Here is a 25626-nt window from a genome sequence, read left to right as displayed (position 1 = left end):
CGAGTCGTCGCTATTGGAGATCGAATGAGAACCTCGAAGTTTCGGGTCGCGGCCGTTCTGGCCGGTGTCGTGGCATGGACGTCACTTCAGTCCTACGGAGTGTCGGGCGCCGCGGGGCCGACCAACGCTGAGTTCACCTACGTGAGCGCGGTCGGCGACTACGTCGGTGGCGGCGACACTCAGCACGTGACGTCGGAGAACGGCGATTTCACGGTGAGGTCGAGCGCCGGTAGCGTGGAAGTGATGGCGTTGTACCAAAGAGACGGGCAGCTCACGTTCGTCAACATCACACTCGCGGCTCCCCGCGGCCAGGTGATCACCACCGGCACATATGAGGGAGCCCGACGCGCCGCGTTCCGCGAAGGCAACACGCCGGGAATCGACGTCGTCGCCCACGGCCGCGGATGCAGTGACGTCTTCGGAAAGTTCACTGTCCGTCACATCGGTTATGGGACGAATGGTGCTCCGGCGAGCTTTGTGGCGGATTTCGAACAACACTGCGAATCTCCCACTGCTCCGGTGTTGCGAGGGAGCGTCGCGGTGCGTTCGGTGTGAAGTTGAGTGCGTGTCCGTAGCTGCGCAACACGAACGTCCGCAGTGCGGCTTGGGTGCGAAGGAGCGATGCGAGCTTCGCCAGCACACGGACCGCTCGAGTTCGCCTAGCAAGGGCGAACGTAGGCTCGCCTCTTTATCGCCATCAGTTCTCATGGTTACGCAATCGTGAGCCTGCTTGTTCTTCCGGCCATGCGGAGGCCGCCAGTTCCCCGTTGACGGCGCTATAGTGGGGTCAAGTCCTGGGGCGTGGTGTAACTGGCGGTCACCGGTGATCCGGGATGTTGGTCAGGCGGTGAGTGCTGCGGGTGTGGTTTTCTCCTGTTCGGTGGTGTCGTTGTCGGTTGCGCTGGTGGTGCGGGGGGCGAGCACGTCCAGGCCGAGGTAGCGGCGGCCTCGATCCATTCGTCGTGTTGTTCGGCCAGCACGGCGCCGACGAGGCGGATGATCGCTGCGTGGTCGGGGAAGATGCCGACCACGTCGGTGCGGCGACGGATTTCCTTGTTGAGTCGTTCCTGAGGGTTGTTCGACCAGAGCTGGCGCCAGATCTGTTTCGGGAACGCGGTGAACCTCAGCAGGTCGGCTCGCGCGGTGTCGAGGTGATCGGCGACCTTCGGTAGTTCCCGCTCGGCGCGTCGAGCATAACTACTGCCCCCGACACCGCCAGCATCTGCACCACCGAGTCATCGAACGCCTGCCGCCGCATGCTGTCACCGCAGAACTGTTCACGATCGCCCGCCGCGTGGAAGTCGCCACCAGCGGATCGGCCCCCGGCGGCACAAGTCAGTAATCCGGCACCACACTCAGGCATCCCGCCTCGCAGCGGCCAGTGGGGAGATCCTCGACAGCCTCGGGTACGTCCACGAACGAAGTGGCAGGCTGGCCGACGCTGTCGCCAGTTACCGGCGGTCTGTCGACGTGTTCAGCGGGGTGGGCGACGCCTACAACGTCGCGACCACGCTCATCCAGCTGGGCAGGGCCTGTGCGGCACTGGGTCTCGTCGACGACGCTGCGACCGCGTGGCGGCAGGCGCTTGGACTGTGCCAAGCCCAGCGGCGTTCCACGGAGGCTGACGTTCTGCGGCAGCGCCTCGTCGAGCTGGCTCGGGGCTGATTGGACTAGGTGTGGTCGTGTGACCGGTGTGGACGGTGCCGCTCCGCCCGGGCGAGGTCGACGAGCAGGTGCCGGGCCGGTGACGTGGATTCACGGTGCCACACCAGGTCCAGGCTGACGGATGGTGGTTTCGCGAACCGCACCGCGGTGGTGCCCGGTGGGCGGTTGTCGCCGACGGTCCGTGTCACGACGGCGAACGTCTCGGCGGTCAGCTCATCGAAGCGGCGCCAGCCTGGCGTGCGTGTGTTCTGCACGACGGTGCCGGGCGCGAGGACTGCCAGGACGGTGGCGCGCCACTCCGGCAAGTGGCGTGGCGAGAGCAGCAGGCGGCTGCCTGTCAGGTCGGCGGGCATCAGCTGTTCCACAGTGGACAGCGGGTGGCGGTCGCTGACCACCACGACCAGTTCGTCCCGCCACATCGTCACGCGATCGAACTCCGGCCGGTGCGGAACGCTGCGCGACAGGATGGCGTCGAACCGTTGTGTGCCGATGCCTTCGACCAGATCGGCCGACCACGCCTCGGTTGTCTCGACTCGCAGCGACGGGTGCTGCCGTCGCGCGGCGTCCACGAGCCGGGGCACTGCCTCGAAGGACGCGCTGACCACATGCCCTAGCCGGACCGTGCCGCACTCGCCTCGGGCGGCTGATCGCGTGAGGTCGGCCAGCTGGTCGGCCTCGAGCAGGATGCGCCGGGCCGACTCGACGAACACCCGGCCCGCGGCGGTCAGCGCGGTGGGACGGCGGGTGAACAGCGAGACGCCGAGAGTGCGTTCCAGGGCGCCGATCTGCCGGCTCAACGCGGGTTGCGCGACGTGCAGGTAGTCCGCGGCGCGCTGGAAGCCGCCCTCGTCGGCGACCGCCACGACGTAGCGCATGAGCCGCAGATCCATCGACATGCCAGCAGGATATGTCGTCAGAGCGAGGCGGTATTGGTGATCGTGTGACCACTCCGGGGAGACTTCCGATCACAGTCGAACTGGGGAGAGGTCATGCGTAGACGTGTTGTGCTGGCGGCGGCCGCGGCGCTCGGGGTGTCGGCAGTCGCACAGGGGACGGCGGAGGCGACCGCGTTCCCGGCGCGGTTCCCGCTGCCGGACGGGTTCATGCCGGAGGGAATCGCGATCGGGGCTTGGCCGACGGCCTACTTCGGGTCCCGCGCCGACGGTTCGATCCACCAGGTCGACCTGGCCACGGGGCAGGGCCGCACGCTGGCTACCGGGCCGGGCACGCCGTCGCTGGGCATCAAGGTCGACTCGGTGCGGCGCCGGTTGTTCGTCGCTGGTGGCACGGGCGGGGACCTGAGGGTCCTCGACGCCCGCAACGGCCGCACCATCGCCAGCTACAAGCTGTTCGAGGGTGAATCGTTCGTCAACGACCTGGTGATCACCAGCGGCGCTGTCTGGATCACCGATTCCGACGAACCGACCCTGTACCGGCTGCCGCTCGGGCGCGGCGGTGAACTGCCCCGGCCCGAGCAGGTCACCCGCGTGCCGCTGACCGGTGAGATGGAGGACATCCCGGACCTGGCCAACGCCAACGGCATCGTCACCACGCCGGACGGGCGTGGGTTCATCGTGGGCCAGACCGCCACCGGCAAGCTGTTTCGCGTCGACCGCCACGGCGCCACCAAGGAGATCGACCTCGGCGGTGCGGTGATGACCCAGAACGACGGCCTGCTGCGCGAGGGCCGCGACCTGTATGTGGTGCAGAACCGGGTCAACCTGTTCACCAAGCTCAGGCTGACCCGGGACGCGTCCGCCGCGCGTGTGGTGAGGCAACTGTCCGACCCGCGCTTCGACGTGCCCGCCACGGTCGCTGCCTGGGGCAACCGTTTCTACCTGGTCAATGGTCGATTCAGCACGCCGCCCACGCCAACGACCACCTATGACGCCGTCGCGATCGACAAGTTCTGAGCCTTGCTGACCGGCTGACCGTCGTGCAGCTACCTGATGGCGGGAAGCAGATACTGCTACGAATACGTCCATGAGTGCCAAGACACCTGTTGACGGTTGTCCACGCCACAAGATGACGTGGACGATTCGGTCCGCGGTGATAGGCGGAAGACACCATGACGCACCTCTGGCCAGCCGAGGACCGCAACTGGGAGATGTCTTTGGGACTGGCCGGGTACCTGCGCGCGGTGGCCGACGCGGTGGGGGTTCCGGATGAGGGCACCACCTTCGAGATCAGTGACACCGCCACCGCCTACCTGGCCCTCGCCCGACGCTGGCCCGCCAGGCCAGGGCGTGACCTGATGCTCGTGTGGAGTGAACGGACCGGCTGGGCCGTGTCGGTGGAGACCGATCCGGGCGAGGCGCCGATCACGATCGCACGGCTGCACGGCGACCCACTGTCCAAACCTGGAACGGTGGCGCGGTTCGTCGTCGACGCCATCGACCACTCTCGCGCTGGAGCACCGTCGTTGCCGACGTCCGCCCCGTCGAACCGCACGGTCCTGGCTCGCGGACTGGCGTGCTACATCACCTGACTCTTCAGCGCGGTGTCACGGCGGCACTTTATTGCCCTACGCTGGTCGAATCTATCGCGGCGCGACACAGTTCCACACGCGGTGCAGCCATACTCGCCGGGGGAAGTGCTCTGCTCGTCCCGCACAGAGATCCAGCCGCGACGAGTCATGCGCTGCGGCGCGCTGACCGAGCCAGGCCTCACGGCGAGCATGGGCGGACACGTGGGAGTCCGCTCGGAGCGGCGGACCGAAGCGGCCGGTTTTCCCGTGCTGATGTGGAGTAGAGTGGGCTCGGCCGGGACATTTCGGCGCCGGTGTCGGATCCGGCGATCTCTCGGTATTTCGATGGCCGGATCCCCGGCCCTGGACAGGAACCGCCGCATGTCGCGGGCTCGTGCGTGAATCAAGCAACCCACCCGGCTGCCATGGCCCGAGCTGCATCGGTGTGAAGCCGATGCGCTCCGGTGGGCACGTCGAGCGGATCAGCGCAGCCGCGGTACCTGTCTGTTGGTTGAGCTCGCTCCGATCGCATCGCGGTGGTGCGGGCTCAACCAGGGCTCAACCGGCCTCGAAGGAATCGGTCTCGTGGCCGCCGGACCCCCGGATACGAGAGCTCCGGCTTGCACGGCCGCGTGTGGCGGCAACGGTCGCTACGCCGTGGTGAACTGTGTCCCGGTCGAATGGATCATGGAACAGATTCGCGCGGGCGGCACGGTGGTCTGAGCCGACCGGAACACCCTGCTCGTACGACTCGTAGGTGTACGGATGGCTGAACAGACCCTGCGCGTGCACGGGATCGGACGCGGACGAGAGTGTGATGGCTGTCCTTCCAAGACTGATGAGGCCCCTGGCCCAGTGTCCTCGATGACCACTGTCGGGACTTTCCGGCAGACAGTGGTGTCGGGTTGCAGGCTGGGGAGGCCGGATCGCGTGAACCAACAATACTGCCCCAGGTTTGTTCCCGCGTGCCCGGAGCTGTACGGCGGCAACAGACCGACTGGGGCGTAGAATCTTGTCACCGAGGATTTTTCGGACGTCCGCAGCAGGCAGATGTCGCCTCGGAGCACTTCACCAGCGGCCGTGTCCTCGCGAGCTGCGGACCGGAGCCGGACATGCCCAGTCAACCGAGGTCGCTGAGACTGGTCACCAAGGCCGACGGCGCCCTGCCGAGCCGGTTCGACGGTGGTTGGTGGCCCCGTTCACCGCAGTTGGCGGCCGAGTTGCCGAACCTGGTCCGTGCGCTCACCCCGCAGTTGGGGTTGGTCAGGAGGATCGGCTACAACCCCGATGTCTGGGGTCTGCTGGGCAGGCACATGACTGTCGACGGCTACACCGCCCGGCTCGAGGGATTCACCGGTCTGGACTCCTACTGCCTCAGATTGACCGGCGTCACAGGCACGATGCTGTGCCTGCTGATCGTTCCACCGGATGCCGCCGAGCACATGGGACACAGTGCTTTGGCTGCGGCGTGCACGCAGAACGGACTGTCTCGTCAGATCCTCGTCGCCTGTGGCGTGTTCTCCTACAGCTGAGGGCGGCTTCGCTCGTTGTGAATCGCTAACAGTCCGAAAGTGGACGGTCGTGTCGTGGGCGTGGATGTGTCAACACTTTCTCCGAGAACGTGATGCGCAGTCGTGGCTGACTCCCTGTCTGGTCCACGTCACGCGCCCGCCCAGTCGTCTTCGGGCGATCATGGGCCAGCTTGGTTGATCTGCCGGGAGAGCATGGCGAAGTCACTGCCGCGGGGCGGATCGGCGGCGTCCCCCAGCGACTTGTCCAAGGTGGTCAGGATTGCGCTCCTGGCTAGTGGGATTCCTGTTGGGGGACATCCGTTTCGTGGTGCGCGGCCGTGCGCGCGCCACGATGGTCGGTGGCCCGGTCGAAGGGGTCGCGGAACAGGTTCGCACGCGAGGTGCGGTGGTCCTCGGCGACCGGATCGCACTGCTCGTGCGACTCGCAGGTGTAGGGATGGCTGAACAGACCCTGCGTGCGAGCGGGGTCAAACGCGATCGAGGTGGTGATGGGTGTCCTTCCAAGACTGGTGTGCCCTTGGCGCGGCGTGCCCCGGTTCAGCCGGTCGTGTCAGTGCGTCGACGTCGCCGCGCCAAGCGCCGGTCTCAGTGCAGTCACGGGACTCGATGAACGCCTTGAACCGGCCCATCTCGCCGTTGACCCGTCTGTCGAGGATGCCGAGCTTGTCGGCGATCTTCTCGACGAGACCGTCGGGGTCGATGTCCATTCGAGCGGCACCCTCGTTGTCGTGTCGCTGATCCTGAGGAACGTGATGACTCCGGCATGCTGCGGTCCGCCGTCGGATCGCCAGGCGATTCGTTCGCCGGGATGCTGTTCGGTGATCGTGGCGTCGAACTCCCTGCACACCGACCGAACCGACAACCCGGTGGGTGTGGGTCTTGTCCACCTGGGTGAGGGTGCTCATGCCCTGTATCTCCTGAATCGTGGTTCGTGGGCGGTCGGTGCGCACGAACCAACGGGGCCGTGGTGCTCCGCTGTGGTTGACAGGCGACGATCGACACCGGGGACTCGGGTGACATCTTGGAGATACACGTGATCGCCCGCGCTCAAACTTGGGAAAGGTCATGCTCCGCTGGCGAGAATGTCCTCGACCGTGGCGTGGGAGCCGACCAGGTGCACCGCCCAGTTCTCCACGATCAGCGTGTTCTCCGCCGGACCCCAGTCTTCGAGGTGGTAGGCCATGTGGCGAGCCGGTCCGCCCCATGAACTCAATGCCATGATCAGCGCGGGGAATTCCGCAGCCGAGTCGGTGGACCTCGGCCACCAGGCTCCGTCGACGTGGCCACGAGCAGCGGCGCGCGATTTGACCTGCAGCCGTAGTTCGCGGGACGGACGCAGTGTCGTCCGGGGTGCGCTGTTGAGGTCGTAGCTCATCGCGGTGTTCCCGTCTCCAGCCGAACGCTTGGTTCAGGCAGCCCGCCGGGGGCAGGAGCGGGTGGTGCGCGGCGCAAGCCCGGCTGCGAACGCACGAAATGCCTCGTGCGACCAAGACACGCCAGATCGCAGCTCACCGCGTTTGGTGCGCGGGGTGGAGCGCCTCCTGCGACACTGCGACCATGCACATCGCGATGCTGCTGGACGCGTGGGACGACGCACCGACCGGAGCGGTGATTTCCACCAGACGCTTCACCGAGCGGCTACGCGAGCGTGGGCACACGGTGACCGTCGTCTCCACCGGGTCGCCGGAGCCGGGCAAGGTCGTCCTGCCCGAGCTGCGGGTGCCCCTCGCCCAGTCGATCATCACCAAGATGCGCACCCCGTTGGCGCGGCCTGACCGCCCATTGCTGGCCAGAGCACTCGCCGATGCCGACGTTGTGCACGTGCACACGCCGTTTCTGCTGGCGATGCGTGGGATCACCATGGCGAGGCTGGCCGGTGTGCCGACAGTGGCCACGTTCCACGTTCGAGCCGAGCACGTGCTGCGCAACATCGGCGTTCGAGGTCAGACGACAGCGGATCTGCTCAGCCGGTTGCTCCTTCGCGTTGTCTACAACCGCTGTGACCACGTGATCTGCCCGAGTGGGTTCGGTGAGACCGAGTTGCGCAGGCATGGCCTGCGTACGCCGTCCACCGTGGTATCGAACGGGATTCCCGCCGAGTACCAGCCGCGGGCGCGGCCCGTGAACGACCGGTTCGTGATCCTGTCGGTCGGTCGGCTGGCCCCGGAGAAGCGACACGACGTGCTGATCGAAGCAGTACGGCGGTCGCGGCACGAACCGGGCATCCAACTCGTGGTCCTCGGCGACGGACGGGACCGCGCGGTTGGCTCGATCGGAGCGGTTCCGGTTCACCGCCGGGGCGCCGGGGGAGCTGGTAGCCCGGATCGACTACTGGATCGAACACCCCGACGAACTGACCGCCGCCCGCGCCGTCCACGCGGAGGTCTCCCGGCGCCACCCCGTCGACGTTTCGGTTGACCACCTGCTCGGGGTGTACCAACGCCTGGCAACCCGGCACCACGCGCCCCTGTGCGACTGAGTCATCGCGCCGCTTTGCGCACAGCGAGGGCGAGCACGATCAGCAGCGCCAACTCCGCGCCCAGTGCGACACGCTCGAGTAGGCCCTTGGGCAGCCACGGCACGAGCACCTTTCATCCCGGCTCGCAGGACGAGCCCGGCGAGGACCATGAGCAACACAGCCGCGACGAACATCGGGCCACCCGCGCTGTGGAACGCGTAATCGCTCACCGGGTCGGTCACCGGGTTCACCTGCCCACCCAGCACGGCGGTCAGGTAGCCGGTCACCAGCAGCGCACAGCCGAGCAGTGTCAACGCCAGGGCGAGCATCCCCGCGCGGGCATCTCCGCAGTTTCACTGTCTCGGCGGAGATCGTGACACCGCGGTCAGTGCCGGAATCGAGACGTGCGCGTGCCGCGCGCCCTCCGGTGCGGGCCACTTCGGTGTGCACGATCCCGGTCATCGCCTGGAGTTCGATCCGGTCGAAGAAACTCTCCCAGCCGGGCAGGGCAGTCGGGTCGGCCGTGGTGAGAAAGCCTTCGCCCTCCCGTAGCGGTGGCCGGAGTGGCTAACCGCGGTGGGCCGGAACGCCTCGGCTGTCGGTGCGCACGAGGTGCGAGAAGCACTTGGGACAGATCAACTCCCCGCCGCTTCCACGGGTGGCGACCATGGTCGAGTCACGCGGCCTGCCGCACACGACACATCGGTACACAGCGACGATCAAAAGGCTGTGCAACGCGAATCCGCGCCAACTGGGAAACGAGGCGAGGACTGGCAGGTCGGCCAGAGTGATGGCGGTCGGCTCGTCGGTGGTCGACATGTGTTGCTCCCTGATCGTCTTGCCGGGACGCCACCGGGGACTGGAGCAGCATCAGCAAACTTCGTCGGGCCAACAGTAGGGGCAGCGGGCCGGACACGCGCCCCCAGTGGCCCGAATGGTGGCTTCCGAGCGGTCCGGCGGGCCAGCACCCTCGCCGGGACCCGATTCCGCAGTGGACAAACGTTCATCAGTGCGTGCTGTGGTGGCAGGGCCGCGAGCCGCCGATCCTGGCCGGTGGGGTGTACTATGGGGTGTGTCGGAAGCTCTTCGTGTGTGAGTGGTCAAGCTCGCATCGTTTTCGGCGAAGCTCACACCGACCGGTTCCCGGTCGGGGACGGGAGCCCGGCACGAGGCCAGGACCGCACGCGTATCGCCAAACCCAAGGGCCAATGTGGCCATTGAGCTGTCTCGGTTCGCCGACCTGCGAAGGTGGGCGACGAAGGTGCCCGCTCGGGTACGCCGATGGCGCGTAGGTCCTGATCGCGTGATGTGTCGGTCGAGTTGACCCGCCGCGTGATCGACAACGGCGGAGCAGAGCGCGGATCCGACGGACCTGCGAGCGAACCGGATTCACCCGAGCCGCCGCGATCGCGCGGAACGCGGAGCAATCCCCGACCTTCGACCGGTGAGCACAGCCCGGTGCGACCGAGTCGGGACTCAGCCGGAAAATGTGCCACAGGTTCGGTTCACGGGTTCGTCCTGGGAAACCGTGAGTGATTTCGTGGCCGGGAATCGGAGTCCATTTGTTAGACACGTCAACCGTTCTGTCCTCCGCCCGCCTGACACTGCGGCCGTGGTGCGGGGACGATGCGCCTGCCGCACTGGAGATCTACGGGAATCCCTCGGTTGCTCGGTGGCTCAGCCCGGTGATGAACCAGGTTCCGGATGCCGCGGCCATGCTTCTTCTGCTGCAGCAATGGATGGCGGAGGACGCCAGGATGCCCTCGCCCGCGGGCCGGTGGGCGATCGAACTCACCGCCGAGCGGCGGGTGATCGGCGGCGCCCTGCTGCTGCCGCTGCCGCCGGGCAACGAGGACATGGAGATCGGCTGGCACTTGCGGCCGGACATGTGGGGCAACGGCTATGCCAGCGAAGCCACTTTCTGTCTGGCCGAATGGGCGTTGAGCCGGGACATCGACGAGATCTTCGCCGTGGTGCGCCCAGGTAACACCCACGTCGCGACGTCGGTACGCCGCAACGGCATGCAATGGGTCGGTGAGACGGACAAGTACTTCGGGCTGGTTCTTCAGGTGTTCCGGCGGCGCCTCGCGGACCTCGACAGGGCCGCGCCCGAAGCCGAACACCCGCCATTCCCGCAGGAGCTCGATGTGAATCCGCAATGGGAGTGGCGTCCGCTCGCGTCTTTATCTGTTCGACGCGTGCCGTTGCGGCTGACGCTGAAGCCATCGTCGTCCCCCACAGGGGAGGTCGACGGCGGTTGGTGGCCTCGGTCGATGGATCCGTTGGCGGAGTTCCCGGCGATGATCGCCGGTGTGACTGATCGGGTGGGGCCGGTGAGCAGGGTGGCGTACAACACGGAGACCTGGGGTGACGCTCCCAGGGACATGGTCATCGACGGTGAAATGGTTCGCCTCGAAGGCATCCGTGCACTCGACCCGCGCACGGTGTTCGTGTCGGGCCGCGGCTGGCAGCGCAAGACCTTGCTGGTTGTCCCGCCCGAAGCCAGTGAGAACACCGCACAGGCGGCGCTGACGAGCGCGGCAAGCCCCGGTTTCCGCGGGGGAGCGGAACAAATCCTGCTCGCGGGCAGTACCGACGGCTCCGCTCCGGATGGGACCGTTCCCGTACCTCGCAGCAAGTCCAGTGAAGCCGGAAGGTGAGCCGGGACACGACAAGTGCGGTCCGGGCCAACCGGAGAGATGACCGTTCACCGAGAACAAGTCAGTGGTACCAGCCTCCAGGAGCGAAGATGGCACAGGGAAATGTGAAGTGGTTCAACTCGGAGAAGGGCTTCGGCTTCATCTCCAACGGCGACGGCCCGGACGTCTTCGTGCACCAGTCCGAGGTCACCGGCGGCCTGCAGGAGGACCAGCTGGTGGAGTTCGACATCAACCAGGGGCCCAAGGGGCCGCAGGCCGTCAACGTTCGAGTGGTCTGACCCCTGCGCGCCGGTCGGCCGGTGGATCCGGTCCGACCGGCGTCGCGCTTTCCGGGTGATCCCTGCTGTGGCACGAGTCAGCGGCAGCTGGTCTTCTTCTCCAGTGCGCGCCGCCGAGCGGTCACCTCGTCGGGATCGTCTCCGAACACCACCAGTTGCAGGACGCTCTGTCGAACTGGATTGTCCGTGCGCGCGGTGTCATGACCGGCCACGACGAGCAGACCACCGGCGGTGACGGCCGGGCCGACCTCGCCGAGCAGGTCGGACAGCGGCCCGGCAGCGGTCAGTTTCACCGACTCGGCGGGCTGGTCGAGGATGTCGGGCCGCGCGGAACGCAGTGCCAGCAACGGAATCGTGCCACTGGTGATCCGGAAGTTCAGATCGAACACGACCTGCCTGCCGTCCTGGGTCGAAGCGCAGTCGAGACCGCACAGACCGCGGTAGCCGAGATCGGCAGCGCGTTGAGCGGTCGCCAGGCATTCGGCGAGCAGTTCGGCAGGCGGTTCGGTGACAGCACCGAATCTGCCGCCGGTGTAGATCCCGGTCGTGTCGACGCGTTGTTCCGTCACGGCCAGCAGCCGGGCTCGCCCGTCCGTTCCCACCCCGAACTGCAGGCCCCAGTTCGTCAGGATCCGCAGGTACTCCTCGACCACGAACTCGTCGAGCACGTCGGTGAACGCGGGCAGGGTGATGTGTTCGTCCGCCTTGTGCAGGTACACGTCGAGGCTGCCGCCATGCGCGTCGTCGCTGACAGCCTTGAGCACCCAGGATCGGTCCTCCGGTGCCGCTGTCGGGAGTTGCGCACGCGTGACGATGCTGCGCTCGGCTTGGAAACGTGGGTCTACCAGCGTGGTGATGCTGGCCTTGTTGTTCAGGTAACCAACGAGGTGCGCGCTCTTGAGCGAACTCTTGTCCGGGCACAGCGTGGTCGGCTGTGGGTACTCCATCGACACCACCAGGCCGTCGGCGACCGCTTCCTTCACGCGGTAGGCGAAATCCGCCTCGTTGCGGAAGTCACGCAGGTCGGTGCCGACCGGCAGACCGCTGTCCCGGAAACGCGCCAGCAGATCCGGTTCCGTGCCACCGGCGCTGCAGATCACCGGCGTATCGGCCGCGACAGCGATCGGCCGCGCGGACACCACGTCGCGGGTATGCCGATGCCTGTGCACCGGTTCAGTGGCGGCCAGTTCGGGTCGCGCGCACACGGCGACTCCTGGCCCGTACACGTCGGTGAGCGAACGAGGTGCACCGACAGCAGGCGGCGATACGGCGGAAACGGTGATGGAAGACCTCCTGCGGCGTTGGGGGACCGGCCACGGTGGGCACGGGGAAGTGGGCGGACCGGACACAGGTGTCCGGGTCGCACCACGGTCTGTCGAGGACACCGCGAGTGTGGTCGCTCAGCGGACTTGTTCGGGGATGTGGTTGAGGACGTCCAGGATGCGCTCGGCGAGGTCGAACGAGGACTTCTCGTCGAGCTTCGAGTGCTTGCGCAGTGTGTCCTTGATCAGGTTGACGCGTTCGTCATAGCGGGACACGTACTTCGCGGTAGTGCTCATCGGCTCCCCTTGTTGGTACAGACGCAACCGCGACTGCGCGTTTCGGATGCGTGGGTGGTGGCAATGCAGTAACGGACAGCGATCCGGTCGTGGGCCTGCCAGGGATGTGGGCACGTGGCGCAGAGTGGATCACTCTGGTCTGTGAATTCGAGTTTCGTCGAGCCTGACATGAGCCAGTGCTCCGTCCCGGCCGTCTTGCGGCCAGATGGGGGATACACCGAGGACGGCGCCAGCCCGACTGCCTGCGCACGAAATGCTCTCGGTATCACCATGATACGCGGACGAGGTCGCGGGCGGCGCGGTGGCCAGGTCTTTTCGTCAACCACTTCGTCGAACGGAGCCACGACGGCGTCCGGCTGGAGGGCGTCGCTGGCGGACTGGGTGCCCCGCAACCGCGGTCCGAGGGAGATCGAGATCGAGGAGCCGTCGACGGGAAGCAGTTCGGTGCTGGCCTCGCATCCGCTTCAGCGGGTCGAGCCCGGCGCGGTGCTCCTTCAATCCTTTATGGACTCTCGATCCGCGGTTGCTCCGCGGTTCGGTGCGCGTCTTGGTTTCGTCGAGTTGGCGGATGAGGCTGCCGCCGACCTCGTTGAGTGTCGACGCGAGGTCCGGGAATATGGAGTACAGTCAGCACGGTCGAGACATCTCGGCGCCGGTGTTGGATCCGGTGCTCTCGACAGTCGAGCAGCCGGATCCCCGGCCCTGACAGGAGTCGCTGCTCGCGTTGGCTCGAAGTGTGGTTACACCGCCCCGAATTGCTGTCGTATCGATCGAGCAGCCTTGGCTGTGGAGTGTCGAGGCGCTCATGCGGGGCGTTTCGAGCCATTCGGCGCGGCCGCGCCCCTGTCTGTTGGTTGAGCCTGTGTGTAGCCGGTGACCCCCGGAGCGGGCGGGCTCAACCAGGGCGACACCCGGCCAGGCCGTCCCAGCGCTGACCTATTAGGACTTATGGCGAAATAGGGAGCAAGAAATGATGCAAAGCGCGCGTAGGTGGACGTCCGAACGGACGCGTACGGCGGCTGGACGGATGCACCTGGCGGGCGATGCTTTGCTCGGGCGTCGACCGCGACGCCACCGGCTCACGACCCTCGCGATATTCGTGGTGGGCGTCGTGGTCGGCGCGGTAGCCGCCGTGTCCAGCCTTCGTCGCACCCCTCCGCCGCCGGAACCGGCGTTCGCGGGAAACGAAGGCGAGGAAACGGGTTCAGGCTCAACTGAGTCGCGCGAGACGGTCGGGGCGAATCGATCCCGATAGAGGCGACGCCGGTCTCACCTGTCACACCGCACGTTCACTTCGTCTTACGGCTGATGCGTCCGGCGGTGGGCCGGCCACGCTTCTCGAAAGCCCGGATGACGCGGGCCAAGACGATATGCTGTCCTTTTTGGACATCGCGGTGCGGGCTCGGGTGACCTCCACGGGGCACACGGCATGATGTCGGCCCAACCTGCGAAGAACCACGCTGACGGCTCGCGTGGGCGGTCGCGGTCGGCGGTCGGATTGAGTGTCGTGATCGCGGGCGGGTGTGAGGATGGGCCCGTGGACGTGCGAGTCAAGGACAACGTGGTCGATCATCGGCGACCCGGCCGGACCTGTGGTCGTGCTGGCGCACGGCTTCGGCTACGACCAGAACTTCTGGCGGCTGGTGGCCCCGGTGCTCGCCCGTGACCACCGGGTCGTGCTGTTCGACCATGTGGGCGCGGGCCGTTCCGACCCGTCGGCCTGGGATCCCGGGCGTTACGCCAGCCTGCACGGCCACGCCGAGGATGTGCTGGACCTCTGTACGGGCCTGGACCTGCACGAGGTGGTGTTCGTGGGGCACTCGGTCAGCGCGATGATCGGGTGCTGTGCTGGCCGCCAATCGTTGTCCCGACCGGCCGGGAACTGACCGACAGCTTCTGCCGCGCCGATCCGGCGATCGCCGCGGTGTTCGCGCGCACCACGTTCCTGCCCGACAACCGCGCCGACCTGACCGGGGTGAACCTGCCGACCTTGGTCGTCGAGTGCGCGCACGACGTGATCGCGCCCCGTGAGGTCGGTGCCTACGTGCATGCCCATATCCACGGCAGTCAGCTGTCCCGACATCCCGGCCCAGGGGCAACAGTGGCCGCGGTTCGCCGCCGCGGCCCACGAATGTGGCTTCCGTGCCGTCCACGCGGTGCCGATGCGGCTGCGTGACCAGGTCATTGGTGTGCTGACCCTGCTGAACGCGTCTCCGGGCAGTGGCAAAGTGCACTGGACACCAGAGTCGTCATCGAACAGGCCAAGGGCGTTCTCGCCGAACGCGGCGGGATCTCACCGGATGAGGCGTTCAGCCTGCTACGCGCCCACGCCCGTGCCCACCAGCAGCGCATGACCGACCTGTCCCGCGCCGTGATCGCTGGAACGGCGGACTTCGATGAGCTGTCGACACGGACTCCCGCGCCGGACCGCCGCGGTGCCACGGAACCGCACAACCCCGACGATGCCTAGCCGTACCAGCTGAGGGCCTCTGTCATCCGTTGTCCACGGTGGCGTTGGTGAACATCGCTGCGGTGTCCCTGCGGAGGTGGGGGCAGCCGGCGGCTGGGTCATCGTTGGGGCAGCGGAGGAAGTGGTTCAGAAATGCTTCCGCTGTGGCCAGGCGTTCCTGCTGGGCGTGGATTGCTGTCAGGCGGGCGTTGATCGCTGCGCGCCAGCTGTCGCGGTCCGCTGGGCCGCGGACGATTGTCGTGATCTCTTCCAGGCTGAGCAAGCCTGTGTCTTGCAGCATTTTCGCTACGGCGAGGCGGTGTAGTTCCTCCTCGCCGTAATAGCGGTTTCCGGACTTTCGGGCCGCTGGGGCTACGACGCCGCGTTCGTCCCAGTAACGCAGCGCCGACACCGCCACGCCCAACTTCCTCGCTGTTTCCCCGATCGACCACATGGGATCAGTTCACCTCAAGTCGGCTTGAGGTGGCAAGCGCGCTGGGCGGCTACTGGAGTGTCTTGATCGCGACTTTGGTCGCCTCGGCCAGCAGGGCGCTGTCGTATTTGGCGTCCTCGGCTGCCTTGTCGGTGAGGACCGCGATCACGATCGGCTTGTCCGGCGACGGCCAGGTGACCGCGACGTCGTTGGCCGCCGCGAAGCTGCCTGTGCCGGTCTTGTCGCCGGTGACCCAGGTGGGTGGCAGTCCCGCGCGGATTCGTTCGCCGCCGGTGGTGTTGGCCACGAGCCAGTCCTTGAGTTGCTGGCGTTCTGGCGCGCCGAGCGTGTCGCCCACCACCAGCATCTGGTAGGCCTTGGCGATCGCCGACGGGGTCGTGGTGTCCTGCTCCGTGCCGCGTGGAACCACGTTCAGCGCGGTCTCCCAGCGGTCCAGGCGGGTCATCGGGTCGCCGATCGACCGGGCGAACTCGGTCAGCTTCGTCGGCCCGCCAAGGAGTTTGAGCATCTGGTTGCCCGCGGTGTTGTCGCTGCGGGTGATCGCGGCGTGGCACAGCTCCGCCACAGTCATCCCCGACTGCACGCGGGTGCTGGTCACCGGCGAACCGTCGACCAGGTCCGACGCCGCGAACTTGATCGTCTTCTTGAAGAAGCCCGAGCTCAGCGGGTTGGCCTTGAGCAGCGCCCCGGCCGCGTATCCCTTGAAGACCGAGCAGATCGCGAAGCGCTCCTCCTCGCGGTGCCCCACCGTCCTGCGGGTGGTCACGTCCACCGCGAACAGGCCGAGCCTGGCGTCGAACCGCTTCTCCAGCGCCGCGAAGTCGGTCGTGTAGGCGGGAACGCCGGATGTCGGCGTCGCCCCCGGCTGGGTCTGGGCTGAGTTGCTCCCGCATCCGGCCAGCGGGACGGTGGCGAGCGCGGTGAGCAGGGTCCGGCGGTTGATCTGCATGGTCCCTACCGAATCACTGTCACGGCGATAGCGCCAATACGAATTGGTGGTGTAGTCGATAGTAAATCACTATCACAGACGGCCTGAACGGAGGTCGGTCACGGCGAGCCGGGCCGCCTCGGCGATCGCCGCGTCCACCGCGGGCAGCGCGAGGTCCGCACGGGCGGCGAACGTGAAGACGGCGACGGCGATGGGCAGTTCACCCGCGTACTCGACGACCGCGATCTCGTTGCGGACCGCGCCGATGGTGCCGGTCTTGCCGGACACCCGGACATCGCCGAACGGGAACCCGGCCCGGATCCGGTGCGACCACACCTGCATACCCATCAACCGCCGGATGAACGCGCACTGCTCGGCGGACACCACCGCGTCGGACCAGATCAGCGACAACAGTCGTGTCATGTCTCGTGGCGTTGTCGCGCTTGTGTACACCGGGTTGTACGCGCTCACTGTGCGAACCTCGTCGTTGTCGCTGATCAGCGCGAACGCCTGCGCGGTGGTCGACGTCCCTGTCTCGCGCATCAGCGTCGCCGCGACGTCCGCGGTGCCGCCGATGATCCTGGTACCGGTCAGGTCCTCCTCGACGAGCAGCCGCTGGACCGCGTCCAGCCCGACCTCGCCGAGGATGACGTCGGCGGCCGCGTTGTCCGACACGGTCATCATCGACGCGGCCAGGTCACGCCACGACATGGTGATCGGGTCGAGGAACGTCGATATCCCGGTCGGGCCGGGCGTGCACGACGCCGGGTTGACCCGGACTGTCGACTGTGGATCGAGCAGGCCGTCCTCGAACCGGCGGCACAGCGCGACAAGCAGCACCAGCTTGTACACCGACGCCATCACGACGGGTTCGTCCGCGTCGACATCCACTTCTCGGCCCGGTGGGGTCCTGTGCAACGGCATCGCGTGCAGCCAGCCCGCCGTGCCCGCGTCGACGAACACGTCGCGGATTCGTTGCTCGATCACGTGAGCGCCCCCATCAGCGCCTCTCGGACATCGTCGCCGAGCGACCGCCAGACGAGCCGGACACGCAGCGAGAACTCCTCGTCGACCGCGACCCGGTCCACGCCGGGCGCACGCAGGTGCGGGTCGCAGGTCATGCCGAACGCGCGTCGGGCGGCGACCGCGGCGACGATCTCCCGGTCGTCCACGGCCGGGACGAAAGCGGGGTCGAGCCCGGCGGCCCGCAGCCGGTCGGCGAACAGGTCGAAGGCGGCCGTGCCGTGGCTGCGGGGCGCGGTCGCGAAGGGCAGGCAGTGCAGGTCCTTGATCCCGGAAGCCTTGTGCCCGTGCGGGACAAGGGCCCAACTGGGGATCTTGACGACCGGCCCGCACTCCAGCGAGGTCACCAACGCGGGGTGGTGCACGGCGGCGCAGTCGAGTTCGCCGGACATCACGGCGTCCACGAGCTCCACAGAGGACGCTGTGGTGACGGTGACCCTCGCGCTGGCCGCGATGGCGGCGACGTGCCACGAGCTCAGCTGCGGGATCACGCCCACCCGGATGGCGCGGTCGCGGAGCCTGCCTGCCTCGGCGACGAACCGTTCGGCGGCGCCGAGCAGGGCGTACGCCTGCGGCAGGAGCTCGGTTCCCGCCGGTGTCAGCCCGACGCCCCGCGAGCCGCGGCTGAACAGTCGCACGCCGAGCCGGCGCTCCAACCGTTGCACGCCTTGGGACACCGGCGGCTGGGTCATGCCGAGCCGTTCGGCTGCCTTGCCGAAATGCCCTTCCTCCGCGACCGTGACGAAGAAACCCAGGTGGCGCAACAGGTCCATTACGGGCGTGGTCCCAGCCGGCTGACCATGTCACGGACGAAGGCGGTGTAGCGCTCGCGGAACTCGGGATCCGACGCCTCGACTCCGAAGGCCTTCTTGACCATGTCCGGCATCACGTGTGGTGCGGTGGTCATCGCCATCATGCCGATCAGCAGACAGGCCGGGTCCAGGCCGGAGTCCAGTTCGCCGGTCTGCTGGCGCGCGACGATGCCGCTGAGGTCCTGCACCGGTTCCTCGTCCGGGGTTTCCTGACCTTCGGCGTAGCTCAGGCCGCGCCAGACCATCAGCCGGGTGCCGCGCGGGTCGTCCAGCCCGTCGTGCAGGTACGACTCGGCGACGTCGGCCGCGGAGCGCCCCGGGTCGTGGAACGTCGCCTCGTGCTTGAGCCACTGGCTCTGCAGCGTGCGGTAGAGGCCTTCCTTGCCGCCGAAGTAGTAGTTGATCAACTGCTTGTTCACGTTGGCGCGCGCGGCGATCTCGTGCACGCGGGCGCCCGCGTAACCCTTCTCGGCGAACTCCTCGTACGCCGCCGCGAGCAGCACCCGTCTGGTCCGGTCGGCGTCCGCCTGACGCTCCTCCGGTGCAGGTGAGCGCCGTGGCTTGCCTGGTTCGCGCATGGCCGGATGGTATCAGTCAACTATTTGGTTGACACCGTTTGACAGGTGGTTGAAACTGGCCGTATGACCATTCTGGTAACCGGTGCGACCGGAAACGTCGGTCGCACCGTCGTGACACAGCTGCTCGCAACCGGAGCGGACGTCCGCGCCACCTCCCGCAACCCGGAGACCGCCGGTCTCCCGGTCGACGTGCGAGCCGCTGACCTGGAGAACCCCGAGTCGTTCTCGCAGGCGCTGGACGGTGTGGAGCAGGTGTTCCTGTTCCCCAGCCCGGCGGGCGCGCAGGGATTCGTCGACCTGGCGGAAGCCAAGGGTGTCAAACGGATCGTGTTGCTCTCGTCGCAGGCCGCCGCGCACGAGTACTACGGCGATTCGCCGATGCGCGTCATGCACCTGCTGGTCGAGCAGGTGCTGGAGAAGTCCAGTGTCGAGTGGACGTTCCTGCGGCCGGGCGGGTTCGCGACGAACACGTTGATGTGGGCGCAGTCCATCAAGGAATCCGGCCGGGTGCACGTCCCGTACGCGGAGTCGAACACGAACTCGATCCACGAGGGGGACATCGCGGCGGTGGCCGTCAAGGCCCTGCTTGAGGACGGGCACGTGGGCAAAGCCTACGAACTGACCGGGCCGGAGTCGCTCACCCAACGACGGCAGATCGAGCTGATCAGCGCGGCGACCGGCAGGGAGATCGAGGTCGTCGACCAGCAGGGGGACGAGGCACGCGCCGCGCTGAAGGCGCAGTTCGGGGCGTACGCGACCGACCAGGTCATCGACACGATGCTGTCGTTCTACCAGGACACCATGGGCAAGCCCGCGGACTTGGCGACCGGCGTCGACGAGGTGCTCGGCCGTCCGGGTCGGACCTTCGCCGAGTGGGCGCGGGACCACAAGGCCGACTTCACGGCCTGAGGGCGCCGCGATGGTCGCCCGGCGTGGTCGCGCTGGCCCAGGTGGAGGCGCATGTCAGGCAGAACTGTCAGACCCTTGCGGTAACGTGAGAAACAAGGGATCCCCTTGGGGGAATTCCTGGTGGGGGGAAGGCTGTTCCTGGCTGCTCGATCGTGCGGGCGTGGTCAGTGGCTGGTGGGCCCGGACACCGGCATGGTCAGCGGCACGGTCAGGGTGGCCACTGTCGGTCCGCCCGGTGGGCTGGTGAGGGTGAAGGTGCCGTCGAAGGTCGCCAGCCTTCGTTGCAGGCCAAGCAGTCCGGTGCCGGTACTGGGGTCGGCGTCGCCCTTGCCGTCGTCGATCACGGCGATCTCCAACGCCGCTTCCGTGTGTCTGATGTGGAGGACGACGCGGTCGGCTTCCGCGTGTTTCGCCACGTTCGTCAGCAGTTCGTTCACCGCGAAGTAGACGGCCGACTCGACCGGCGACGGCAGGCGCCCGTCCACCGCGCCCTCCACCTGGACGTTCAACGGGTTGTCCAGTGCCAGTGCGCGCAGTGCGTCGCCGAGGCCGCGTTCCGCCAGTACGGGCGGGTGGATGCCCCTGACCAGGTCGCGCAGTTCGGTCAGTGCTTTCGCCGACGCGTCCTTTGTCTTGGCCACCAACGATTTCGCTTTCGCCGGGTCCCGGTCGATGAGGCTTTCCACCGCGCTCAGGTGCAGGCCCATCGCGACCAGGCGGGCTTGGGCCCCGTCGTGCAGGTCGCGTTCTATCCGGCGGAGTTCCGCGGCCTGGGCGTCGGTGGCGTCCGCGCGGGTCGCGGTCAACTGGTGCACCCGTTGTGCCAGTGCGGCGTTCACCGTCGGGCCGAGCAGGGCGTGGGAGATCCTCGCCTGCGTTCGCAGTGCCCAGGTGGGGGCGACCAGGGCGACGGGCACGGCGAATAGTCCGACCAGGGCGTCGACCGCACTGGAAGCGAAGTCACGCCACGTGGCCGCGTCGGTCATGACCCAGCGGTACCGGGCGATGCGCATGTAGCTCTGGGGCGTCTTGTGCAGTTGGGTCCCGTGCCTGTACGTGCCGTCGGGGCGGGGTTGGGGCAGCGTCGGCGGCGGCAGGTACGGCGCCGGGATCTCCAGGCCCGACCACGCGCTGATCGACCTGCGGCGGAACGCCGTCACCTCGCGGATCCCCATCACCAGCGGAACCCACAGGAACACCCACAGCCCCCAGAGGTGGATCGGCACCACGCCGACCACCAGCACCATCGCCGACAGGACTGTGGTGCCCAGCGCCGCGAGAAAATGCGCTGTGACGAACCACAACAGCCGCATTCGTTCGCGCATCCGCGCCCAGAATCGGAACATCACGCCGTCGTGTTTGGCCCGCAGCATCGTGGCCGTCCACCGGTCGTGCGTGGCGACCAGCCCGGGAGCGGCCAGGGCGCCCGCGAGGACCGGGACGGCCGCGAAGGGCCACCACGAGGTGAAGGCCAGCCAGCCACCCACGCCGAGCAGGCCGGGCGAGACCGCCGCGAGCGGGCCGCCGACGAACGGGTTCACCATCATCCAGAGCATGTCCCGGCGGCTGCCCGGGTCGTCGGTGTACCAGTCGAGCAGCCGGTCGAACTCGTTGAACCACGACGGCTTGTCGACCGCCCGGTCACCCACCGTGTACAGGCCGTCCGCGTCCGGTTCCAACGGCGGCATGGGCGGCCAGTACACGTCGGCGCTGGGTATCCCCGCCGCCCGCCTGGCCAGGTTCGGCAGCCAGCGGGACCACCTGATCACCGCAGGCGCCGTGATCACGAACAGCAGGCCGACGGTCACCAGCGCGAACACCGGCACGCAGGCCACGGCGACGCCGAGCGCCCGCACGCTCCGCCAGACCGCCCAGCTCTGCCGCATCCTGCCCTCCCGTGATCACTCACAGTGTGACTGACCACGGACGGGCGTCGCATTGCTCGCAGGCCCAGTCCCGAGGTGGGCCTAGCCCCACCTCAGCTCACGGCGGATCCGCTCGGCGTTCGCCTCCTCGCGGGCGTGCAGCAGGCCGAACGTGAACCCGTTCTCGCCGTCGGCGTGGGCCTGCATACCGAGCGTGCGCAGCAAGGGCTGGGCGACCACGCTGTCCTGGTAGTCACCGGCCTGCTTGGTGAAGGCCTTCGCGCGTTTGCGGGCCTTGTCGGCCGGTTCACCCAGGGCGGGGACGGCTGCTTCCAGGCCGTAGCGCAGGCGTTTGGCCGCTTTGCGGGCGCGGTGGACGTCACCGGCGTCGAGCCGGGCGCCGACCTTGGCCTCAGCCTTGGCGATGTGCCTGGGCAGTTCCTTCTCGGCCTTGCGTCCGGCCTTCTTCGTCGACAGCTCCGCCGTGACCAGCGCGTCCAACTGGTCGAGCAGCCGCAGGTAGCGCTTGCCGCGCAGCGTCCGCAGCACGTCCTTGCGGGCTTTGGCCTGCTCGGGGGAGAAGTGCCTGGTCAGGCGGGCCTGGACCGGGCCGACGACGAGCTCGGTCGGCAGCTGGGCGACGGTCTCGGCGAGCCGTTCGGCCTGCACCTCGAGGTCACGGGCGGGGCTGAGCTGCCTGCCGAGCCACTGCAGCTCGGTGTCCAGCTCACCGCTCGGCACGATCTTGCGGTAGACGCGCAACGCGCTGCGCAGCCGCCGGATCGCGACACGCATCTGGTGCACGGAGTCGTCGGCGTCCTGCCGGACCAGGATGTCGTAGTACTTGATCTTCTCCAGCTGGCCGACGACATACGCCAGCACGGTCGTTCCGGCGTCGTCGCCCGGCTGCGTCCGCGTCGGCTTCGTGCCCAGCACCCTGGCGAGCTTGGACGGCAGCTCCGATCGCCGGAATCCCGCCTTGCGCAGCGGTTTCTCCGCCCTGTCGAGCACGTCGGGGTCGCCTTCGACCTCGATTTCCCGCCACACCATGGTTTCCGCGTCCGGCTTCGTCGCGGTGACCTGGTCGTCGGTGAGTTCCGCGCCCGTGATCTCCCACTTGGTCCGGGCGGTCTCGATCCTGGCGACCGGCACCAGTTCCGCGCCGCGCGTGTAGCCGAGCGTCAGATCGGCGAACTCCTTCGGCGGCTTGTCCTTTCCGTTCAGCGGAAGGTGGATCTCGTCGCGGGTGTCCTGGTCGACGGGGACTTTCAGGTGCCAGCCCTCGTCCTCGCCGCCCGCCCGGCGGCGCAACGTCAGCCCGCCGCGGATCAGGCGCAGATCGGTTGTGTCGTAGTAGGTCGCGTCGAGCGACTCGTGCTGCGGACCTGCGACAGCACCGTCGAAGGTGGGCAGTCGCGCATCGGGATCAGCTTCGTACTTGCGTTCGACTTCTCGATGGGTCCGCATGCAATTGACCTACCCTGGCAGCATGATCGTGAAACAGGCGCCGCCTTCCGGTGCGGGCCCTGCCTCGATCCTACCGCCCATCCGCGTCACGAGCCCGTGCACGATCGCCAGCCCGAGCCCGGTGCCGACCGGGCGGACACCTCGGTAACGGCGGTGCAGCGCGCCCCGGTCGAACGCGATCCGATAGTCCTCTTCGGACAGCCCTGGGCCGCCGTCGCGCACCTGCAGCACCCGGCCCGGCAGGTGGGCGAGCACGATCGACCGCCCGGCGGGCGTCACGCGCAGCGCGTTCTCCATCAGACCGTCGAGTGCCTGCCGCAGCCGCCTCGGGTCGGTGTGCGCGCCCACCGGGTGGTCGGCGTTCTCCAGCCGGAACTCCACACCCTCCGCCGCGCACCGCACAGACCACACGTCGGCGGTTTCCCGCAGCACACCGGACAGGTCGACGGACGTGATGTCCAGCCGGAAGTCGTCGGCCGACAGCCGCGCCAGGTCGAGCAGGTCACCGACCAGCCGCTCCACGCGTTGCGCCTCCTTGCCGATGGTCCGGCCGACCTCGGCGGCCTGCGGACCGCTCACCACGCCGTCGGCCAGCGACTCGGCGAACCCGCGGACCGCCGTCAACGGCGTCCGCAGTTCGTGCGACACCGACAACAGGAAGTCCCGCTGCCGGGTTTCGCTGCGCTGCAAGGCATCCGCCAACGAGTTGACCGAACCGGCGACGTCGGCGACCTCACGGGGGCCTTCCACCGGGACCCGGAGGTCCCTGCGCCCTTCCCGCATCGTGTGCGCGACCTGGGCGGTCCGCCGCAACGGACGGGCCAGCAGCCGGCCGAGCACGACCCCGGCGACCGCGGCGACCAGCAGCCCGATCCCCAGCGCCAGCAGGATGTTGCCGATCAGCCGCCGGATGGTCGACTGGTCCCCGGACGGCCGCAGCACGAGGGCGAAACCGCCGCGCGGGGCGTCCCGCGCTTCGACGAGGTACGTCCGCCCGCCGACCTCGACCGGTTTCGAGATCCGGCCGCCGCCGACGGCCTCCGCCTGCTTGGTGGCGGCGACAGCGTTCGCGTCGCCGACCACGTTGCCGCGTGGCCCGATGGTGACGACCGAAACCCCTTGTCGTTCCAGGATATCCACGACCCGCCTGCGCCCGGCGAGGCCGCCGTCGGTCTCGAACAGCTGCGCGGCGAGCACGTCGGCCTGGTCGGCCAGGACACGCTGGGTGACGTCCAGCGACGTCCTGGACACCAGCCGGAACAACACGAACCCGGCGACCAGCGCGGAGATCCCGGCGACGGCAAGGCACACGACGATGATCCGCCCGGCCAGTGACCGGATCACGCCGGCTCCGCCGAGTACCCGACGCCTCTGACTGTCCTGATCGGACTCTCGGCACCGAGTTTGGCCCGCAGCTGGGCGATGTGCACGTCGACCGTGCGTGTCCCGGCCGCCGCCTGGTAACCCCACACGGCACTGAGCAGCTGGTCACGGGCGTAGACCCGGCCGGGTGTGCGCATCAGGTGTTCGAGCAGGTCGAACTCGGTGGACGTGAGCGCGACCTCGCGGCCGCCCGCCCACACCCGGCGCTGGTCGACGTTCACCTCGACCGTGCCCGCCTTGAGCACTTCCGTCTGCGCCGCGCCGCGGCGCAGCACCGCGCGCACCCTGGCGACCAGTTCGCGGGGGCTGAACGGTTTCGTGACGTAGTCGTCGGCGCCCATCTCCAGGCCGAGGATCCGGTCCACCTCGTCGTCACGGGCCGTCACGAACAGCACCGGCGTCCAGTCCTCCGCGGCCCGCAGCGACCGGCAGACCTCGATGCCGTCCATCCCGGGCAGGCCGATGTCGAGCACGACGGCGACCGGGCGCAGCCGGCGGACCGCGGCGAGCGCGCCCGGCCCGTCGGTCTCCACGTGCACGCCGAACCCGTCCCGGCGCAGGTACATGGCGACCAGGTCGGCGATCGACCGCTCGTCCTCGGCGACGAGAACGAGTCCCCTAGGGCTCATCTAGCTCCGACTCGACACTGTTGAGTGTGGACTCGACGGAGTCTAGGTCACCGGAGGGCGGATCCTGCTGGCGTTGGCAGCCGGCAAGGAGGAACGTGATGGCCGCCAAAGCGGCCAGTGAGCGTCTCATTTCCCACCGCAGTGCTTCTGCTTGTACGCGGCCAGCCGTTCCTGTGCCTTCTTGAGCACGTCGACGCGTTGGGCGCGGTGGTCGGCCTTGCCGTTGAGCCAGTCCTTCTGTGCCGGGTCGGTCGCGCGCTCGGCCCGTGCCCGCAGGTTGGCGACTGAGCCGCGTACGTCGGCGGCGCCGTTGATCCTGGTCAGCGCCTTGTTGGCGCGGTTCTCCAGCTTCGGGACGCGCTGCTGGCAGACCTTGGTGACGTCGAAGCTCGGCTGTGTGGGCGCCTGGGACGTCTGCGCGCTCGCGGTCGAGGTCAGCAGGGTCAGGCCCAGCACGGTCGCGCCGGTCGCGGCGGCGATGCGGTGTGTCCATGTCATGGCACCCACTCT

General features: G+C 68.0%; 26 protein-coding genes and 4 pseudogenes. 12 read left to right on the top strand and 18 right to left on the bottom strand.

Annotation, left to right across the window (positions count from 1 at the left end; all coding sequences use genetic code 11):
• Positions 1-141 precede the first annotated feature (141 nt).
• The gene (locus ALI144C_RS30730; protein ID WP_143230969.1) at positions 142-555 is read left to right on the top strand and encodes a hypothetical protein; all 414 of its coding nucleotides are present in this window, start codon (positions 142-144) and stop codon (positions 553-555) included.
• A 285-nt stretch (positions 556-840) separates the two neighbouring features.
• On the opposite strand, the pseudogene ALI144C_RS30725 reads toward ALI144C_RS30730, so the two are convergent.
• A pseudogene (locus tag ALI144C_RS30725) lies at positions 841-1175 on the bottom strand (transposase); the annotation flags it as partial.
• 25 nt (positions 1176-1200) lie between these two features.
• On the opposite strand from ALI144C_RS30725, the gene ALI144C_RS58720 reads away from it, so the two are divergent.
• Positions 1201-1665 (top strand): tetratricopeptide repeat protein, encoded by a 465-nt coding sequence (locus ALI144C_RS58720; protein WP_083753530.1) that lies wholly within the window; start codon positions 1201-1203, stop codon positions 1663-1665.
• Positions 1666-1670: 5 nt separating this feature from the next.
• Here the strand turns inward: ALI144C_RS58720 and ALI144C_RS30715 are convergent, their stop codons facing one another.
• Entirely contained in the window at positions 1671-2561 is an 891-nt protein-coding gene (locus ALI144C_RS30715) for a LysR family transcriptional regulator (protein ID WP_076990683.1), read from the bottom strand.
• A 93-nt stretch (positions 2562-2654) separates the two neighbouring features.
• Here ALI144C_RS30715 and ALI144C_RS30710 point away from each other — a divergent pair, with 93 nt between their 5' ends.
• The 3 genes from ALI144C_RS30710 (at position 2655) to ALI144C_RS30700 (ending at position 5664) form a co-directional block, all read left to right on the top strand.
• The gene (locus ALI144C_RS30710) at positions 2655-3578 is read left to right on the top strand and encodes an SMP-30/gluconolactonase/LRE family protein (protein ID WP_076990682.1); all 924 of its coding nucleotides are present in this window, start codon (positions 2655-2657) and stop codon (positions 3576-3578) included.
• Positions 3579-3733: 155 nt separating this feature from the next.
• Entirely contained in the window at positions 3734-4153 is a 420-nt protein-coding gene (locus ALI144C_RS30705) for a DUF6292 family protein (protein ID WP_076990681.1), read from the top strand.
• Positions 4154-5244: 1091 nt separating this feature from the next.
• Complete coding sequence (locus ALI144C_RS30700) at positions 5245-5664, top strand: DUF5994 family protein (RefSeq protein ID WP_076990680.1); 420 nt, start codon at positions 5245-5247, stop codon at positions 5662-5664.
• Positions 5665-6221: 557 nt separating this feature from the next.
• On the opposite strand, the pseudogene ALI144C_RS57840 reads toward ALI144C_RS30700, so the two are convergent.
• A pseudogene (locus tag ALI144C_RS57840) lies at positions 6222-6557 on the bottom strand (SRPBCC family protein); the annotation flags it as partial.
• Between the two features lie 170 nt (positions 6558-6727).
• A complete protein-coding gene (locus tag ALI144C_RS30690; protein ID WP_076990678.1) occupies positions 6728-7039 on the bottom strand; it encodes a DUF5994 family protein in 312 nt (103 codons plus the stop codon).
• A 182-nt stretch (positions 7040-7221) separates the two neighbouring features.
• On the opposite strand from ALI144C_RS30690, the gene ALI144C_RS30685 reads away from it, so the two are divergent.
• Entirely contained in the window at positions 7222-8082 is an 861-nt protein-coding gene (locus ALI144C_RS30685) for a glycosyltransferase (protein ID WP_076990677.1), read from the top strand.
• A 607-nt stretch (positions 8083-8689) separates the two neighbouring features.
• On the opposite strand, the gene ALI144C_RS30680 is transcribed toward ALI144C_RS30685, so the two are convergent.
• Positions 8690-8941: a hypothetical protein gene (locus ALI144C_RS30680; RefSeq protein WP_076990676.1), complete on the bottom strand. Its 252-nt coding sequence runs from the start codon at positions 8939-8941 to the stop codon at positions 8690-8692.
• A 713-nt stretch (positions 8942-9654) separates the two neighbouring features.
• On the opposite strand from ALI144C_RS30680, the gene ALI144C_RS58715 reads away from it, so the two are divergent.
• A complete protein-coding gene (locus tag ALI144C_RS58715; protein ID WP_330359623.1) occupies positions 9655-10782 on the top strand; it encodes a DUF5994 family protein in 1128 nt (375 codons plus the stop codon).
• Positions 10783-10871: 89 nt separating this feature from the next.
• Complete coding sequence (locus ALI144C_RS30670; protein ID WP_076990674.1) at positions 10872-11060, top strand: cold-shock protein; 189 nt, start codon at positions 10872-10874, stop codon at positions 11058-11060.
• Positions 11061-11137: 77 nt separating this feature from the next.
• Here ALI144C_RS30670 and ALI144C_RS30665 read toward each other — a convergent pair whose 3' ends face one another.
• The 3 genes from ALI144C_RS30665 to ALI144C_RS56865 all read right to left on the bottom strand — a co-directional run bounded on the left by ALI144C_RS30665 (position 11138) and on the right by ALI144C_RS56865 (position 12789).
• Entirely contained in the window at positions 11138-12265 is a 1128-nt protein-coding gene (locus ALI144C_RS30665; RefSeq protein WP_076990673.1) for a hypothetical protein, read from the bottom strand.
• 195 nt (positions 12266-12460) lie between these two features.
• On the bottom strand, positions 12461-12619 hold the full coding sequence (locus ALI144C_RS55805) for a DUF6307 family protein (protein ID WP_168211382.1): 159 nt from the start codon (positions 12617-12619) through the stop codon (positions 12461-12463).
• On the bottom strand, positions 12616-12789 hold the full coding sequence (locus ALI144C_RS56865) for an RGCVC family protein (protein ID WP_202819108.1): 174 nt from the start codon (positions 12787-12789) through the stop codon (positions 12616-12618). Before ALI144C_RS56865 ends, ALI144C_RS55805 begins: the two co-directional genes overlap by 4 nt.
• A 1359-nt stretch (positions 12790-14148) precedes the next feature.
• Between ALI144C_RS56865 and ALI144C_RS57825 the strand changes: the two genes are divergently transcribed.
• The 3 genes and pseudogenes from ALI144C_RS57825 to ALI144C_RS57815 form a co-directional block, all read left to right on the top strand.
• Positions 14149-14505, top strand: a complete 357-nt coding sequence (locus ALI144C_RS57825; protein WP_076990672.1) for an alpha/beta fold hydrolase — start codon at positions 14149-14151, stop codon at positions 14503-14505.
• Between the two features lie 162 nt (positions 14506-14667).
• Positions 14668-14805 (top strand): annotated as a pseudogene (locus ALI144C_RS59175) (transcriptional regulator); the annotation flags it as partial.
• 44 nt (positions 14806-14849) lie between these two features.
• A pseudogene (locus ALI144C_RS57815) lies at positions 14850-15089 on the top strand (ANTAR domain-containing protein); the annotation flags it as partial.
• 22 nt (positions 15090-15111) lie between these two features.
• On the opposite strand, the gene ALI144C_RS30645 reads toward ALI144C_RS57815, so the two are convergent.
• The 5 genes from ALI144C_RS30645 to ALI144C_RS30625 all read right to left on the bottom strand — a co-directional run bounded on the left by ALI144C_RS30645 (position 15112) and on the right by ALI144C_RS30625 (position 18863).
• Positions 15112-15522 carry a MerR family transcriptional regulator gene (locus ALI144C_RS30645; RefSeq protein WP_076990670.1) on the bottom strand — a complete coding sequence of 137 codons (411 nt, stop codon included), beginning with the start codon at positions 15520-15522 and terminating at the stop codon, positions 15112-15114.
• Between the two features lie 49 nt (positions 15523-15571).
• Positions 15572-16471 (bottom strand): class A beta-lactamase, encoded by a 900-nt coding sequence (gene bla / locus ALI144C_RS30640; protein WP_076990669.1) that lies wholly within the window; start codon positions 16469-16471, stop codon positions 15572-15574.
• Between the two features lie 72 nt (positions 16472-16543).
• A complete protein-coding gene (locus tag ALI144C_RS30635; protein ID WP_076990668.1) occupies positions 16544-17437 on the bottom strand; it encodes a serine hydrolase in 894 nt (297 codons plus the stop codon).
• Entirely contained in the window at positions 17434-18246 is an 813-nt protein-coding gene (locus ALI144C_RS30630; protein ID WP_076990667.1) for a LysR family transcriptional regulator, read from the bottom strand. The genes ALI144C_RS30635 and ALI144C_RS30630 overlap by 4 nt, the downstream gene beginning before the upstream one ends.
• Positions 18246-18863 carry a TetR/AcrR family transcriptional regulator gene (locus tag ALI144C_RS30625; protein ID WP_076990666.1) on the bottom strand — a complete coding sequence of 206 codons (618 nt, stop codon included), beginning with the start codon at positions 18861-18863 and terminating at the stop codon, positions 18246-18248. The genes ALI144C_RS30630 and ALI144C_RS30625 overlap by 1 nt, the downstream gene beginning before the upstream one ends.
• A 63-nt stretch (positions 18864-18926) precedes the next feature.
• Between ALI144C_RS30625 and ALI144C_RS30620 the strand changes: the two genes are divergently transcribed.
• Entirely contained in the window at positions 18927-19772 is an 846-nt protein-coding gene (locus ALI144C_RS30620; RefSeq protein ID WP_076990665.1) for an NAD(P)H-binding protein, read from the top strand.
• Between the two features lie 164 nt (positions 19773-19936).
• On the opposite strand, the gene ALI144C_RS30615 is transcribed toward ALI144C_RS30620, so the two are convergent.
• The 5 genes from ALI144C_RS30615 to ALI144C_RS30595 all read right to left on the bottom strand — a co-directional run bounded on the left by ALI144C_RS30615 (position 19937) and on the right by ALI144C_RS30595 (position 25614).
• Complete coding sequence (locus ALI144C_RS30615) at positions 19937-21658, bottom strand: sensor histidine kinase (RefSeq protein ID WP_076990664.1); 1722 nt, start codon at positions 21656-21658, stop codon at positions 19937-19939.
• Positions 21659-21739: 81 nt separating this feature from the next.
• Entirely contained in the window at positions 21740-23104 is a 1365-nt protein-coding gene (locus ALI144C_RS30610) for a CYTH and CHAD domain-containing protein (RefSeq protein ID WP_076990663.1), read from the bottom strand.
• A 9-nt stretch (positions 23105-23113) separates the two neighbouring features.
• On the bottom strand, positions 23114-24448 hold the full coding sequence (locus tag ALI144C_RS30605) for a HAMP domain-containing sensor histidine kinase (RefSeq protein WP_143230967.1): 1335 nt from the start codon (positions 24446-24448) through the stop codon (positions 23114-23116).
• Positions 24445-25116 (bottom strand): response regulator transcription factor, encoded by a 672-nt coding sequence (locus ALI144C_RS30600; RefSeq protein WP_076990662.1) that lies wholly within the window; start codon positions 25114-25116, stop codon positions 24445-24447. Before ALI144C_RS30600 ends, ALI144C_RS30605 begins: the two co-directional genes overlap by 4 nt.
• A gap of 126 nt (positions 25117-25242) precedes the next feature.
• Entirely contained in the window at positions 25243-25614 is a 372-nt protein-coding gene (locus ALI144C_RS30595) for a hypothetical protein (protein WP_076990661.1), read from the bottom strand.
• Between the last annotated feature and the right edge of the window lie 12 nt (positions 25615-25626).

Source organism: Actinosynnema sp. ALI-1.44, from assembly GCF_001984155.1.
In the GTDB taxonomy this organism is placed as follows: Bacteria; Actinomycetota; Actinomycetes; order Mycobacteriales; family Pseudonocardiaceae; genus Kibdelosporangium.
Note: the sequence above shows the minus strand (reverse complement) of the source record. Positions and strands in the feature narration are given on the sequence as shown.